Source organism: Gordonia aurantiaca (genome assembly GCF_039939235.1).
Taxonomy (GTDB): domain Bacteria; phylum Actinomycetota; class Actinomycetes; order Mycobacteriales; family Mycobacteriaceae; genus Gordonia.
Genome location: NZ_JBDUUF010000015.1, coordinates 1 through 14215, shown reverse-complemented (window position 1 = coordinate 14215; position 14215 = coordinate 1). Strand labels below are relative to the sequence as shown.

General features: G+C 65.0%; 13 protein-coding genes. All 13 read left to right on the top strand.

The window, feature by feature from the left end; translation table 11 throughout:
- Positions 1 to 26: 26 nt before the first annotated feature.
- Positions 27 to 881 (top strand): hypothetical protein, encoded by an 855-nt coding sequence (locus ABFT43_RS20960; RefSeq protein WP_347962209.1) that lies wholly within the window; start codon positions 27 to 29, stop codon positions 879 to 881.
- On the top strand, positions 860 to 2401 hold the full coding sequence (locus ABFT43_RS20955; protein ID WP_308127721.1) for a hypothetical protein: 1542 nt from the start codon (positions 860 to 862) through the stop codon (positions 2399 to 2401). Before ABFT43_RS20960 ends, ABFT43_RS20955 begins: the two co-directional genes overlap by 22 nt.
- Positions 2398 to 3888, top strand: coding sequence for an SCO6880 family protein (locus ABFT43_RS20950; protein WP_222114188.1), 1491 nt, complete (start codon positions 2398 to 2400; stop codon positions 3886 to 3888). The genes ABFT43_RS20955 and ABFT43_RS20950 overlap by 4 nt, the downstream gene beginning before the upstream one ends.
- A 22-nt stretch (positions 3889 to 3910) precedes the next feature.
- A complete protein-coding gene (locus tag ABFT43_RS20945; protein ID WP_222114189.1) occupies positions 3911 to 5767 on the top strand; it encodes a hypothetical protein in 1857 nt (618 codons plus the stop codon).
- Entirely contained in the window at positions 5764 to 6063 is a 300-nt protein-coding gene (locus ABFT43_RS20940; RefSeq protein WP_347962208.1) for a transposase, read from the top strand. Before ABFT43_RS20945 ends, ABFT43_RS20940 begins: the two co-directional genes overlap by 4 nt.
- Positions 6060 to 7922: a peptidoglycan DD-metalloendopeptidase family protein gene (locus tag ABFT43_RS20935; protein ID WP_347962207.1), complete on the top strand. Its 1863-nt coding sequence runs from the start codon at positions 6060 to 6062 to the stop codon at positions 7920 to 7922. Before ABFT43_RS20940 ends, ABFT43_RS20935 begins: the two co-directional genes overlap by 4 nt.
- 53 nt (positions 7923 to 7975) lie before the next feature.
- A complete protein-coding gene (locus ABFT43_RS20930) occupies positions 7976 to 8722 on the top strand; it encodes a hypothetical protein (RefSeq protein WP_347962206.1) in 747 nt (248 codons plus the stop codon).
- Positions 8722 to 9393, top strand: a complete 672-nt coding sequence (locus ABFT43_RS20925) for a hypothetical protein (RefSeq protein WP_347962205.1) — start codon at positions 8722 to 8724, stop codon at positions 9391 to 9393. Before ABFT43_RS20930 ends, ABFT43_RS20925 begins: the two co-directional genes overlap by 1 nt.
- Positions 9393 to 11219, top strand: a complete 1827-nt coding sequence (locus ABFT43_RS20920) for a TraM recognition domain-containing protein (protein ID WP_457590206.1) — start codon at positions 9393 to 9395, stop codon at positions 11217 to 11219. The genes ABFT43_RS20925 and ABFT43_RS20920 overlap by 1 nt, the downstream gene beginning before the upstream one ends.
- A complete protein-coding gene (locus tag ABFT43_RS20915) occupies positions 11216 to 11683 on the top strand; it encodes a DUF4913 domain-containing protein (protein ID WP_347962203.1) in 468 nt (155 codons plus the stop codon). Before ABFT43_RS20920 ends, ABFT43_RS20915 begins: the two co-directional genes overlap by 4 nt.
- Before the next feature lie 10 nt (positions 11684 to 11693).
- A complete protein-coding gene (locus tag ABFT43_RS20910; protein ID WP_347962202.1) occupies positions 11694 to 12749 on the top strand; it encodes a hypothetical protein in 1056 nt (351 codons plus the stop codon).
- A gap of 28 nt (positions 12750 to 12777) precedes the next feature.
- Positions 12778 to 13203 (top strand): hypothetical protein, encoded by a 426-nt coding sequence (locus ABFT43_RS20905; RefSeq protein ID WP_347962201.1) that lies wholly within the window; start codon positions 12778 to 12780, stop codon positions 13201 to 13203.
- A 139-nt stretch (positions 13204 to 13342) separates the two neighbouring features.
- Positions 13343 to 13999 (top strand): NYN domain-containing protein, encoded by a 657-nt coding sequence (locus ABFT43_RS20900; RefSeq protein WP_347962247.1) that lies wholly within the window; start codon positions 13343 to 13345, stop codon positions 13997 to 13999.
- The last annotated feature ends 216 nt before the right edge of the window (positions 14000 to 14215 follow it).

Sequence of the window (14215 nt, the reverse complement as noted above, 5' to 3'; positions counted from 1 at the left end):
GAGACTGCGCCGTGGCGCTACCAGGCATGACCGATCTCGAAAGCCCCACCCGCAAGACCTGGTGGAAGCGCCCCCGTGTGTGGGTGGCGGTCGGGGTTGTCGTCGTTGTGTCGACCATCCTGGCCGGGGTTGGGCTGCTCAGCAGCGACGACAGCACCCGGCCACCGGTTGCGCCGCAGACGGCGGCACAGGAACCGCTGACACCTCTACCGAGCGGGTCAGCAGACGGCTCTCCGTACACCGGCAGCGATGTCGACGTCATCGGTCGAGGTATGCGCATTCCCGCAGCCCCTCACGGCCACGTCCTGGAGCAAACGGCCAAGACCTCGCCGCCGCGGCTCAGCCAGCCGATCGCAGCTCCCCAGGGCTTGGAATGGCAGAAAGTCTATGGCGCACCACTGCCGTTCAGTGCCAGCGATGGTCCCACCCAGATCAGCGACGAAGGCGTGCCATCGGGGTTCAGCCGCACGCCGCAAGGCGCAGCCCTGGCCTCCCTGCAGATCCTCATGCGGGTCACCTACGGACCGCGCGAAGTCCGGCAGGCAGTCCTCGACAGCTCCGTAATCGGATCGCCCGAGTTGAAGAACATCGTCCTCAACGCACCTAGTGAGGCCCAGTACCAGACGATTCCGGCGGCCGTCCAGATCCTCGAGGACCGCTACAGCGAACACTCGGCATCTGTGCGCTGGATGTTCGGACCGCTGCCGGCACCGGATGAGTTCCCGACCACCAACGGCACCGTCTACCACGGTGGCGCAATTCCCGTGATCTGGGACGAGGGCCGTTGGAAGGTGAAGCTGACCGAGGCCGTCGTGTCGTCAGAACTCAGCGACTTCGAGGAATACCTCGATGACCCGAAGTGGTCGACGACATGGTTCTGACCTCCCGAACAGTCTGGCCGCGCCGGCTGCTCATCGCATTCATCCTGGCCACGGCCCTAATCGTGCGTGTTCCCATCGGGCTGGACAACAGCCCGGCAGTCCCGCAGATGCTGCCCGTAGCCGCTGCGGAACCGAGCGTCGGCGACAGCGTGAAGGAATGCGTCAAGAATCCGGTGGCGCTACTGACCAGCCCACTAGGGTGTGTGGCCGCCAAGCAGCTCGGTGGCGCGATCAAAGACAGCGCTGGCGAAGGATTCAAAGCGATCGCGAAGTCGATGGCACAGGGCTGGGTGAAGATGATCCAGCTGTCGCTGGCGTGGTTCATCAAGATCCCCACCCCGGACTACGCCAACGACTCCGTCATCAACGACATCCAGCGTGCCACCGTGCAGTTACAGGTCTACGGTCTTGCGCTCTCGATCTTGATCGGCTCCTACAAGCTGGTCCGGGCACGTCGCCAGGCGGTGATGAACGAAGCCGAAGAGTCCTTCACGAGCCTGGCGAAAACCGTGTTCGGGGCATGGATGTTCGGTGGCGTGCTCACCGTGTGTACGGCAGCAAGTGACTCCCTCGCCGACTGGATGCTCGACCAGGGAACCAAGAACAACGAACAACTGATCGCGAACCTGGCCGCAGCCAATCTGGTCGGAGGCTTGGGGGCGGGCCTGACCTTTGTCGTCGCGATCTGCGGCATCCTGGGCGGGTTGCTACAGGCTGTCCTCCTGATTGGCCGGCAGGCGATGCTGGCCGTGGTGGTAGCCGTGATCCCACTGGTCGGATCGTTCGGCGGCACCGCTGTCGGCAAAGACGCCTTCTCCAAGCTCATCAAGTGGACGATCGCGCTCCTGCTATGGAAGCCGGTTGCCGCGATCGTCTACTGGGTCGCTTTCAAGATGGCCGGACACGACGTCAAATCCCTCAAAGATGCCCAGATGGCACTGATGGGACTGATCCTGCTTGCGTTGACCGCCTTGGTTCTTCCGGTTCTGATGCGCCTGGTCTCCGGTGGTGCCGCGATGTCAGCTGGCTCCGGTCTGCAGGCCGGAATGATGGCCGCAGGCGTGGTGGCCGCGGCCGGAACGATGGTCGCAACCGGCGGCGCATCAGCCGCCGCAGGCGGCGCTTCGACCGCGGCAGCGGCTGGAGCAGCACCCGGTGCTGCTGGCGCAGGTCCCAGCGCAGGCGGAGGACTCGCAGGTGGCACCGGAGGAGCCCCGCCCCCCGGCGGCGGCGGTGGCGGCGGTGGCGGCGGCACCGGCGGCGGCGGAGGGCTGTCCCCCGGTCGTGGTGGAACTGGTGGAGCAGCTGGCAGCGGTTCACCCTCTGCACCCCCGGCTGGCGGGGGAGGCAACCCTGCCGACCAATCCTCTGGCAGCGGATCGTCTGGCAGTGGCGGTACCGGTGGCCCCTCGGTGGGTGACGTGGCGATGGCGGGCAATGCCGCGATGTCGGCCTCCGAGAGGTTGTTTGACGACAGCTTTGAGTCCTCGGTTCCAGCTGAGGAAGGAAGTTACCGATGAGCAATCCGCGCAGCAACGCCGTCCTACTGTACGGCCGCTGGGAGAAGCCCCGCTCCACCGGCCTGTTCGGCATGACCTGGGGCGCAACCATTTTTGCTGGTGGCGTGCTCATCGTGGGCGTGCTCCAGTTCATGATTTTCCGCTCGTTGTTTCTGACCGCCGCAATTCTCGGCATCGGCCTAGCTCTGTTGGTGCCGATGCTGATGCAGCGCCGCGGCCGTACCGGATGGGAGTTGATGATTGTGCGACTGGCATTTTGGCGGTCACAAAGCAAAGGAGAGAACACATTCCGCGGGGGTGTGTTCGGCGTGGTACCGGGGCGTTGTCAGATGCCCGGCATCCAGGGCGACACGCGCCTGTACGAGTACGAGTTGAGTTCGGGCAAGCGGTTCGGACTGATCCACGCGAGGGCCAAAGACCACTACACCGTGGTGTTGTCCAGCCAGCCGCAGGGCCAGGAGCTGGTGGAGCAGTGGCAGATCAACGAGTGGGTACAGGGCTGGGATGACTTCCTGGCCAGCCTGGGCACGACACACAATGTGGCCGGCGCGACAGTAGTTGTGGAGACGGTCCCCGACAACGGCACGCGCATCGCCTCCGAGGTCCGGGCCATCACCGCACCGGCCGCACCCGACTACGCCCGCGAGGTCATGGCGCAGACGGCTCTGCATCGCGCATCGGCAACAGTCCGCAGCGAGTGCCGAATCTCGATCACCTTCCGGCGTCAGCGCGAAGCTGCCAGCCGCGAGGTCGCCGATCAGGGCGCTGCGATCGGCCGACTGCTGTCGACAATCATCTCGAATGCGGCGGCCGCCGGTCTGGACGCTGCACCCATGACGGCCGGGGAACTCTGCGTCGTCGCCACACGGGCGTTCCGGCCTGAACTCGACCGAGAACTCGAAGTGCTACTGAGCCGGGGTGAGCAGGATGCGCTCCGATGGGATCAGACCGGCTGTACGGGCGCCAAAGCCCAGTGGGATCACTACGTTCACAACGGTTTCCGGTCCATCACGTGGGAAATGGCGGCTGCACCTGCGGGCACCGTCACCCATGACGCGCTGCGTCCACTACTGGTGCCGCGGTTCGACCTGCCCCGCAAACGCGTGGCGATCGTCTACCGAATCCACAACATCGCAGAGGCAGTCAAGCTGGTCGACGGAGACTTCAAAGATGCCCTGTCGGCAGAGCAAGCCAAGACCGGTATCGGCTCGGCAGCAGCTTCGATCCGCGTGGACAACACCCGCGCTGCCCGCGAAGAGCAGGCACGCGGTGCCGGCCTGACCAGGTTCGGCCTGCTGGTCACCCTCACCGCGCCGCACGATGCCGATCTGCCCCAGATGACCGCAGAGATCGAGGGAATGTCCGCTGCAGCACGAATCGGCGTGCAACGCGTATACGGCGGACAGGACTCCGCCTTCGCCGGGTCGCTGGGTCTCGGGATCTTGCTTCCCGAGTACGCCACGGTCAACAAGCGCCTGACCACCTGAAACCGAGAGGACTTAGCGAACAATGACGACATTGGGAGTACCCCCTCGGCACCGTGCTGTCGACCCCGTCGCCGTCTCCGGCGAAGAGGCCTTTCCCGATTCTGTGCGTGTCGGTGGCGTCCTGGTGCTGACTGCCAAACGTTACGCAGAGTTGAAGCTGGCGGCCGCCACGAAGACCGGACTGGCCGGCCGCACGGCTCGCCGCCGCCTCGCGCTCGAGGACCGCCGGCGAGCTCGTGCGATCTCGCGCGTGATCGAGCAGGGCGGTTTCGACATCGAGGGGCGTGACCCGGGGCATCGCGGTGCCGGTGGCGCCGGGGGAGGACGCACCAACATCGTGCTCAAGATGCACGAGTGGCGTGCCACCACCGCCCAGGTTGCGGGCGGGTTCTGGCCGTTCTCCATCGGCGCATCGTCGCCCCTACTTGGGACACCTCTCGGTTCCCACTTGAGAACCGGCCAGGACTTCGGCTGCGATCCGCTGTCGTGGTTTCTCGCCGGCCTCATCACCGCCCCGGTCGCCTTCGTTCTGGCTCTCAACGGCTTCGGTAAGTCGTCACTGGTGCGACGGCTTGCGCTGGGGAACATGGATCAGGGCCACACGAGCCTGTTCCTCGGTGACATCAAGCCGGACTACGCCGAGCTGACCCGAGCCAACGGGGGACAGGTCGTCACCGGCGGCTACGGCCACCAGAAGATCAATCCCCTGGCCGCTGGCGCACTTGGAACCGTCCTGGATCGACTCACCGACGAGATCGCACGACTCCAGGCGCTGCCCCGAGCGACCGACGACGATCGCAAGCGCCTGGGCACTCTCACCGATCTGCGGATCCAGGTGGCCGCCGACCTGCGGGCGCGACAGGTTGCCACTCTCGCCGGCCTGGTCGAGATCAATCGCGGGCGGGCTGTCGAGGACTTCGAGGAAACCCTGCTCTCCTCGGCCCTGGACATGCTCTACCGGCCCGAGGCCGAGGGTGGCCGGGGGTTCACTGGTGCTCGACCACCCATCCTGGAAGACCTCTACGAGGTCATCAAGGAAGGAAACCCTTCGCTCTACGAAGACGCAGCAGTGGAGTGGAAAGAGGCCTATATCGAGGTGACTGCTCCGCTGCGCCGGTCGCTACGAGCACTTGTATGTGGCCGACTGGGCGAGGTGCTCAATGGTCAGACCACCCAGCCACTCGATGTCAACGCCCCCGCAGTCTGCGTGGACGTATCGCGGGTACCCCAGGGCGACAAGAAGCTCAAGGCCGCACTGCTACTGGTGTGCTGGTCCGATGGGTTCGGAGCCGTGGAGGCCGCCCATGTGCTGGCCGACGCCGGGATGGGGCCACGCCGCACCTTCCAGGTCATCATTGACGAGTTGTGGCAGGTCATCGGCTCCGGCGCTGGAATTGTCGATCGTGTCGATGCGCTGGTTCGACTGAACCGCTCGGACGCTGTATCGCTGGTGATGATTACCCACTCCGTGGCCGACCTGTCGGCCTTCGAGTCCCAGGCCGACGCGAACAAGGCCATCGGGTTCCTCGAGAAGGCCCGACTAAAGTTCATCGGGCCAGTAGGGCCAGAGGAGCTGGACAGACTCTCTGCGGTGACACAGTTCAACGCCGCAGAGCGGGCGTTGGTCACCTCAGCGGCCTCGACGCCACCACCGTCGGAGTCGGTACTGCAGAAACTGCGCCACAGCATGAGAGCGGGAGATCGCTCCGCCGAACGTCCCCGCCCACACGGGCAGGGCGTGTTTCTGCTGAAGTTCGGGGAGGACAACCGACCCGGAGTTCCCTTCCGGCTCAACTTCACTCCGCTGGAGGCCAGCGGTGCGGTGCATGACACGAACTCGCGCTTCAACGGCGTCACCAGTCGAGCAGGTGCGGCATGAACGCCCCCGAATCCACCCGTCGATATGGCTGGATCGACCCCGCGATCAGGGAGACCGCGGTGGCCGCTGTCCGCGACCTACTGCCACACGTCCGATCGCAATGGCAAGCGTTCTGTGTGGTGTCCAAGCAGGTGTCGGTGCACCCGAACACGATCAGGAACTGGTACCTGAGCGCTCTTAATGAGCAGGACACCCCAGAGCCCGGCACTGCCCTGCATGTGAGCACGAGGAAGGCAGAACAGCAGGCGTTGGAGCGGTTGAGCGCAACGCTGAAAGACCTGGGTACCTCGCAGTGAATGAGGCCGTCAAGGGCGCGTTGGCGCTGGCTGTTGGACTGGTGGTGGCGATCCCGATCGCCATCGCAGCGGTACTCGGCGGCACGGTGGTCGACTGTGAGCCATCCACTGGCGACAGCACCAGCACCCCTTCTGGCGGCAACCCGGGGCAACGAACGTGGCCGATGAAGAAGGGGACTTACAACTTGAGTTCTGGGTTCGGTATGCGGTGGGGATCACCTCATCAGGGCATCGACCTGGGTTCGCAGCCCGGAGTACCGATCTACGCCGCCTTCGACGGCATCGTGGAGAAGTCCGGTCCCGCATCGGGTTTCGGTGAATGGATCGTCCTGCGACACACCATCGACGGGAAACGAGTGGACACCGTGTACGGACACATGTTTCCCCAGGACCTCCTGGTGAAAGAGAACGCGAAAGTGGTTGCCGGCCAGCAGATCGCCCGCGTCGGTTACAACGGGTCTGTCAGTCCTCCTGGACCGGGCGGTGCTCACCTACATTTCGAGGTGTGGGAAGGTGGCCGCTTCGGTGGCACAGCGATCGACCCGCAGCCGTGGCTCAACGGCGCATCCGAGCCGGGTCAGACGCGCAGCTCGGGTGCGGTGCGCAATATGGCCGCAGTGGTGCCCCAGCCCGATGAGTCCTCGGACGAGGGCTCGGAGAGCGAAGCCCCGCCGGCGCGCCGTACTGCAGGCGAACCGCTGCCGGACACGGTGCCGGAACCGTGGCGGTCGCTGATCAACGAGGCCGCCGCCAAGCATCCCGACTCCGACCGGCGAATCGTGGCCGCGACCCTGTGGGCCGAGCACCGCGGCTGGCCGGAGTATCGCAAGACGGGCTGGGCAGAGTCGCCAGACTCGGCGCAAGGCCCGTGGCAGTTCATTCCATCGTCGTGGGCGTCGATGGGTTACGACGGCGACGGGGACGGCATGAAGGACCCCAACAATCCCGAGGATGCGGTGCACGCAGCGTTCAACCATTCGCCGGGATCGGCCGGCTTGCCGGTGATCTACGGCGAGTCCGGCAACCCAGCCGTGGACTATCCAACCAAGCCGTTCTACCGGCACGATCCCGCCAGGAAGAGCCTCCTCACCTACATGGCTAACTACAACGGCAACGACGGCACCGCGGTCGAGGGTGCAGTTCTCCCCAACTTCGCGCGCGGGCAGAACGGCGACTACGTGCGGATGGGCTACTGGTTGATGGCGACCAACTTCGAGCGGGGTTGGCTACCTGAGTCGAACCAGATTGTCGATGCCAAGACGAAGAAGTCGCTGGGCAACCGACTCCCATCCGCCGGCTCGATCACTGGCAACCAATGTGGTGAAAGCAGTAGCGAAGGCAGTGGATCGGCTGCACCGAACGGGTCGTGGGTGTACTACTCCCAGAACGATCCACGGTGGCAGGTCGAGGGCCTTCCAATCGCCGCAGCAGGCTGTGGACCCACCGCGATCGCGATGATCCTCGCATCCACGGTCGACAGCTCGATCACTCCTCCGGTCGTCGCGAAGTACGCGGTGGAGAAGGGCGCCTGGAATGGCGACGGGCTGTCGTGGTCGTTCTTCGACCAGATCGAACCGAAGTGGAAAGTTCCGGTCCGATCTATCGGCACCGACTACAAAGCCGCTGTCGCTGCGCTCAGAAACGGAAAGAAGCTGGTGCTGTCGGGCGAGGGTGGCTTCCCCCCGCCGTTCTGCCCGTGCCCCGGCGGACACATCGTGGCCGCCCGCGGGGTCACCGACGACGGAAAGATCGTCGTCGCCAACCCCGCCCCGAACCTGAAGGGACCGAACGGAACACCGGACAACTCGGCGTTTGCCACCCCGATTCCGGGCTTGAAGAACATGTGGGTCTTCGGATGACAGCGACACCCAACCACCACCACGCCGGCCAGGACTCGACTGAAAGGATCACCATGACCACTCCCTTCGACAAGTCGAACCACTTCGGCCGAGACGGATACAACGCCTACGGCCTCGACGCGAACGGCTACGACCGCGACGGATACGACACCCAGGGCTACGACCAGTGGGGATTCGACCGCTACGGGTGGGATCGTGACGGCCGGGACCGCGAGGGCTTCTACCGCGACGGCTACAACGACGCTGGATATGACCGCGACGGCTACGATCGGGCCGGTTTCAACCGTTACGGCTTCGACCGCACCGGCCACGACCGCACCGGCCAACGGGCACCGGCCCGCCCGATCGAACCCACCGTGCGTGACGCAGTGATCGGACTGGCCGGCGGTGCGATCGTGACGGTCACCGCCGCGGGCATCGTCACCGCCCTGGTGGTGTGGCTGCTGCGTTACATCACCTCACACGTACCGGCACAGGTGTGGGACCAGTTCGACAGCGGCCCACCGCTACTGCCCGCTACCGGCACCGCCGCCCTTTGCGCCGCCGGGCTCGCAGTGCTCGCCATCGCAGCCTCCGTCGTGATGACAGTGTTCACCCCCGGTGGGACCGCCCTGTTTCGGCTGCTGGTGTTCCTGCTGGGCCTTTGTCTGCTGATCGCGATGGGAACCGGCCACACCGCGCCCACCTGGATCTGCTCGGCGGTGATCGTCGCCGCCGGCGGCGTAGCGATCAGCCAGCTCGTTCCAGCCGTCCAACCCCGAATCCGCACCGCCACCACCACCGACCGAAAGGACCCGTGATGACTCGCAAGAAGAGCACCAACGACGCCGCCGACTGGGACGCCGCACGTGACGCCGTACGAGCAAACAGCGAGGCACTAAAGGCCATGAGCAGCCACAGCGAGCTGTTCGCCTGGGCCAAGAGCAACGGCATCGACTCCGGGTCACTGTTCGCGAAGTTCAAGACCGAACTGCGCAAACAGCTCCACATCGACTACGACGAGCTGCGCCAGAAAGCGTTTGACGCCCGCACCGAAGAGATGGCACAGCAGGCCGCCGACGCGCCACAGGTGACGCTCTATGCCGCCGGAGACAGCGAGGTGGACTCGTTCGCGGTCTGCTCCGAAGACGGTGAAGATCCTTGGTACGGAGAGTTCCATGAGAATGACCGAGTCACCGATCAGGACAGCGCCGACATCTCGGCGGCCCGGAAGGCGATCTATCTCGCCGGGCAGGCCCGAGAACAGGAGAGCCTCGAGCTGATCGGGCTGCGGCTGGTGGTGTCCAACCACCATGTCACAGCCGATTCCGTACAGCGAGACAGCCTGCGTCACAAGGTGTTCGTCTCGATCGAGGTGGTGGACAACGGCGAAGACAACCCAGCGTTGGAGGTGTGCCGGCTGCCTGGATTCCGTAGCTGGCGTGAGGTTTCTTTGACCGACCTTCTGGCCGCCAGCAGCGGGGCACGATAATGGCCAGCGCACCGGGTAAGACCAGGGAGCCCTCTGGGCATCGTGGCGCCGACCTGATGCTGTTCAGCGTTGCCGGCGTGGTGACAGGTATCGCGATCCTGACATGGGCGGCGGTGCAACTCGCCGGAGGGCAGACGGTCCCCGGCAATCCGTTCGCGGTACCCATCAAACTCGCTACCGGCGACCTTCAGTGGCCTCTGGCAGCGACCGTATGGACGGTGTTGCTGCTTGCAGTCATCATCGGCCTCGTCGGCGGGGGAGCGTGGTGGTGGCAGCAACGCCGGACCAGCCGCACCCGCGTCGACAGCGCACAGCAGCACCTGGGCAACGGCAAGGACATCGAATCGGTGACCGCGAAGGCCGTGGGGTCCAAGGCGAAGTCTCTCGGCGTGACCGAAGCTGCCATGCCTGCGGAGTTCTCCAGCGCCGTCGGCGTTCCGCTGGGCAACACATTGAACGGGACTCCGGTCTATGGGTCCTGGGAGGACATGCACCTGGACATCTGGGGTCCACGTCAGGGCAAATCGACCTCGCGGATCATCCCGGCAATCTGTGAAGCTCCAGGACCTGTGCTGGCCACGGAGAACAAGCGCGGAAACCTCGACCACACTCGGTTGGTGCGCGAGTTCCGGGACGCCGACGGCCTTCCCACCCGGCAGGTGTGGGTCTTCGACCCACAGTCGGTCGCCAACGAAGAACCATGGTGGTACTGGAACCCGCTGAGCTACGTCACCGACGAGACCCGTGCTGAGGAGCTGGCGCAGTTGTTCGCCGCCGGAGACGACGGCCTCGACGCGAAAAAGGATCCCTACTTCGACCCCGAGGGCGAGGACCTGCTCGCCAACCTGATCCTGGCATCCGCACTTGCTGGCGAGTCGATCACCGTGGTCTACGAGCGGCTGGTAGTGCGAGATCGCGGGCACGAAGCCGTCTCAATTCTCGATGAGCACGGGTACCCGATGATTGCCCAAGCCCTCAATGCTCGACTCAACTATGCGTCAAAGCAGGCCGACGGTATCTGGGGTACTGCGATCAAGATGGCCAAGTGCCTGCGCGGCCGGAACGTCCGGCAGTGGGTTGCCCCCGTTGACGATGAGGATCAGCGACCCGAGCTGGACCTGGACTCCTACATCCGCAACGGCGAGACCCTGTACTGCCTCTCGCGTGAGGGTGTCGGCTCGGTAGGTCCATTGGTGGCTGCGCTGACGATGGCCGCTACCAAAACCGCCGAGGCCATTGCCACTGCATCACCTGGTGGCCGGCTGCCGGTTCCCATGCTGTGTGCGCTCGATGAAGCGGCGAACGTCGTGCGCTGGCCCGATCTGCCGAAGCTGTACTCGCACTTCGGTTCACGAGGAATCATCATCATGACGATCCTTCAATCCTGGTCACAGGGGATCGGCGTATTCGGTGAGAGGCCGATGAAGCTGCTCGAATCGTCATCGAACATCTACATCTACGGCGGCAACGTCCGCGAGGCTGCATACCTGGACAACCTCACCAAGCTGACCGGACAGTACGAACGGCTGGCTCGCAACGTCTCTGACTCCAGCGGAGGTGGCAAGGGTGGCGGGAACCGGTCGGTGTCGCGGCATGTCACCCGCGAGAACATCTTCAACCCCAGTGACCTCGCGGCCTGGCCGCGCGGTCGGCTGCTGCTGTTCTCCGCTGGTAACCCGCCCACGATCCTGAAAACGGTCCCGTGGTGGGAGAAGCCATACGCCGACCTGATCAAGCAATCGCTCGCCGAGTACAGCCCCGATACGTCTGCGCCGGCGGGCGCGGTGACCGCCTCGCCTGTTCACTCCGAAGGAGCGCTCCGATGACCGATGACCTGTTCCTGGATGAAGAGTTCGATGACGTCGATGCCGACTGTGACGGGGAAGCCGCCGACGAGGATGCTGCGCCGGAGCCGGAGTTCACCTCGGTCTATGAGTTCGTGGAGACCCACCTGGTGTACCTGTACGCCCGCAAAGTCGCCCACAAGCAGGATCGCCGCTGGTGTCCTCGCTGGTTTGAGCATCCAGAAGCTGTGTCGCGCCTCGAGGCGTTATGGCGTGCATACGAATCGCTGCGGTTAGACCCCGGCACCGGGATGAGCGTGTGGTGGCGCGATCACGCCGACCACCACATGTCGGCGCTGTTCGCCACCGACGGACCTTTCGAGGGGTGCTCGGTTGACCGCGGTCACAGCCCCGACCTCACGGCCGAATCCCTGCCCACCGAGGAGATGGATGATCTGAACCTCCGCATGGCCATGAGCACCCTCGCCCCCGAAACCGTCAGTTAAGGAGTCCCCGATGGAAGAGCACGACAACGAAACCCGCGAGCTCGAACAGACAATGGAGCGCGCACTGGCGGTCGCCATTGCGCACGGTTCCTCCATAGTCGAGTCATGGGCGAAACTCGCCGCCAAACAGCGTAACCGGACAGCCCGAGGTGCCGATACTGACGAACTGGCCGCCTCTGGCAAGGCCAGTGAAGACTTGAGCCGAACCGCGAGCAAAGTGCAACAACGTGCCCGCCATGACCTTGCGAAAGGCCGGGCAGACGCGGAGTTCTGGCACACCGCCAGCCCCGATGAGTTGGTCGCCAGATTCCAAGCGGAAGCCGCAGAAAAGGACCCGCTCCGTGACGCAAGATCCGACGCCCGGCTCGACCCTCGTCGTCTCGGCGATCGCACCTATGACCGACAGTGGGCACAAAGCACGAAGGGGATCGCAGTCGTGGGCGTGCTCGACCTCGCACACCGATACGCCGACGAGGCCGCCGTAGCTGCCAACGTGCGCGATAACCTCCGCGAACAGATCCGCAATCTCGGACTCGATCCGGACGAACTGATGCGCATGGACCCAGCAGAAGCGGGCCGCCGCTACGAAGAATCGCTGGGGGCATCCTTGCAGATTCCGGACACTCCATTCAGTCTTGGCCCCAACTCCACTGCCGCTCCGACGATGACGCTCGATGGCAGCGACAGCGTCGATCGCGATGGAGCCCAGGTTGCAGCGCTGCTCTCACAGGCGCAGGCCGCCGATCAGCGGGCCGCCGAAGCAACCCACAACGCCGAGATCGCCACCGAGCGGGCCGAGACACCAGCCCAGTCGGAGTCGGCGCCGGATCGCGGGGACCCGCTCGACATCCCTCCGCCCCTGTGGGGCCTTCGACCTGAGTCGATGAGCAGAGCAGAACGCGTCGGTACGGCAAGTTCAACAGCACCGGGTCGCGCAGCAGCGACGGCCGCCCGCGACCATCCGACGAACCCACGTGCCGCAGTGGCTGCACCGCCGCGTAGCCAGGCACGTGCGAAGACCGGCGGCGGCAAGAGCGCCGATCGTCAACGCGGCCGCGGAATGTGACCACCTACAACCACATAAGGAGACACCGATGACCACGTTCGACCCCACCAATCTGCTCGCCGAACTCGAAGCCGAGGACGCCGCCGAAGCGCAAGCCCTCGCCGACCGGCAGCGGCGCCGCCGCGAAGCCCTCGAACCGGCTGCCCGGCTCGCCGCCGAGATCGAGGCCACCCGCACCGAGTTCCTCGAGGCCGACCGCCGGCGCCTGGCCGAGCTGGCCCAGCTCGTCAAGGAGGCAAAGAAGAACGGCGCTCCCGCCGCCAAGCTCGACCTACTCAGCGTCGCACCGCTGACCACCCAGTCCGGGACGCGGCGAGGCCGCACCAGTAGTTCGCGCCGGCCGCGTAGAACCTCGGCGGCCGAAACACTCCCCGATACAACCGCGTCTCAGCAGTACGCGCCGCAGAACGCGGAGAGTGAGGAGCCGACGAACAACATCCGAATGGCCGGCTGAAATCGGTAGCAGAACGACCTCAGATATGCGCGCACGGTCCGGTGTCACCTATAGGTGGCGCTGGACCGTCGTCCTATGACGGCAAGGCGGGCGGGGTCCCATGGAGCTTTTTGTCACGTCTGTGGGAGATCATGGACTGATGCGTGTGGGTGTCTACATCGACGGGTTCAACCTGTACTACGGCAGTAAGTTTCAGTGCGCCAAAACGCCGGCTGGGTGGCGGTGGCTGGATCTTCGTAGGTTGTCCTCGTCGGTGATCGCTGCGCAGTCTGGGTGGACCGGCGCGGTGGTGGAGCGGGTGGTCTACTGCACGGCCCGGATCAGCGGCCGCGACAATCCGGTGGGAGCTCAGGAGCAGGACGTCTATCTCCGGGCGCTGAGGCTGTCCGGGTCAGTTGATGTCATCGAGCTTGGAAACTACGTCTCACGGACCGCGGTGGCGCCGCTGGCTACGAAGGACAAGAAGGGCAGGCCGGTAGTGACCCGACCCGGGTGGCCAGTAATGGTGAAGAACGGCTCAGGCGATGATGAACCGGACGCCCAGTTCTTTGTGCAGGTCGGTCGACGGGAGGAGAAGGGCTCAGATGTCAACGTTGCGTCGCACCTGCTTGTGGACGTGATGAGCGGTGCGGTGGATGCTGCGGTTGTGATCAGCAACGACAGCGATCTGAAGTTCCCGATCACCTTTGCACGTCATCGAGTCCCTGTTGGTCTGATCAACCCGACGAAAAACTACACCGCGGGCGGGCTAAGCCTCGATCCACCGATGAGCCTTCGGCGGGTGGCGTCGGCGTGATGGGCGCGGCGTGATCGGCTGCGGGCAGGGGTGAGTTCCGGGCGTCTCATCCCGGTTGTCCACTTCGTTCTCGGTCGTGCCGCTGGTGGCGGCGGTCAGCTGGCCGCGGCCGGTGGTGGTGGTGCGTGCGTCGCGGTGAAGAGTCGGTCGAACGCGGTCTGCCAGGGCCAGGCGTCCGGCAGGTGCAGGATGATGCGGCGCGCCGTCCGTGCCAGT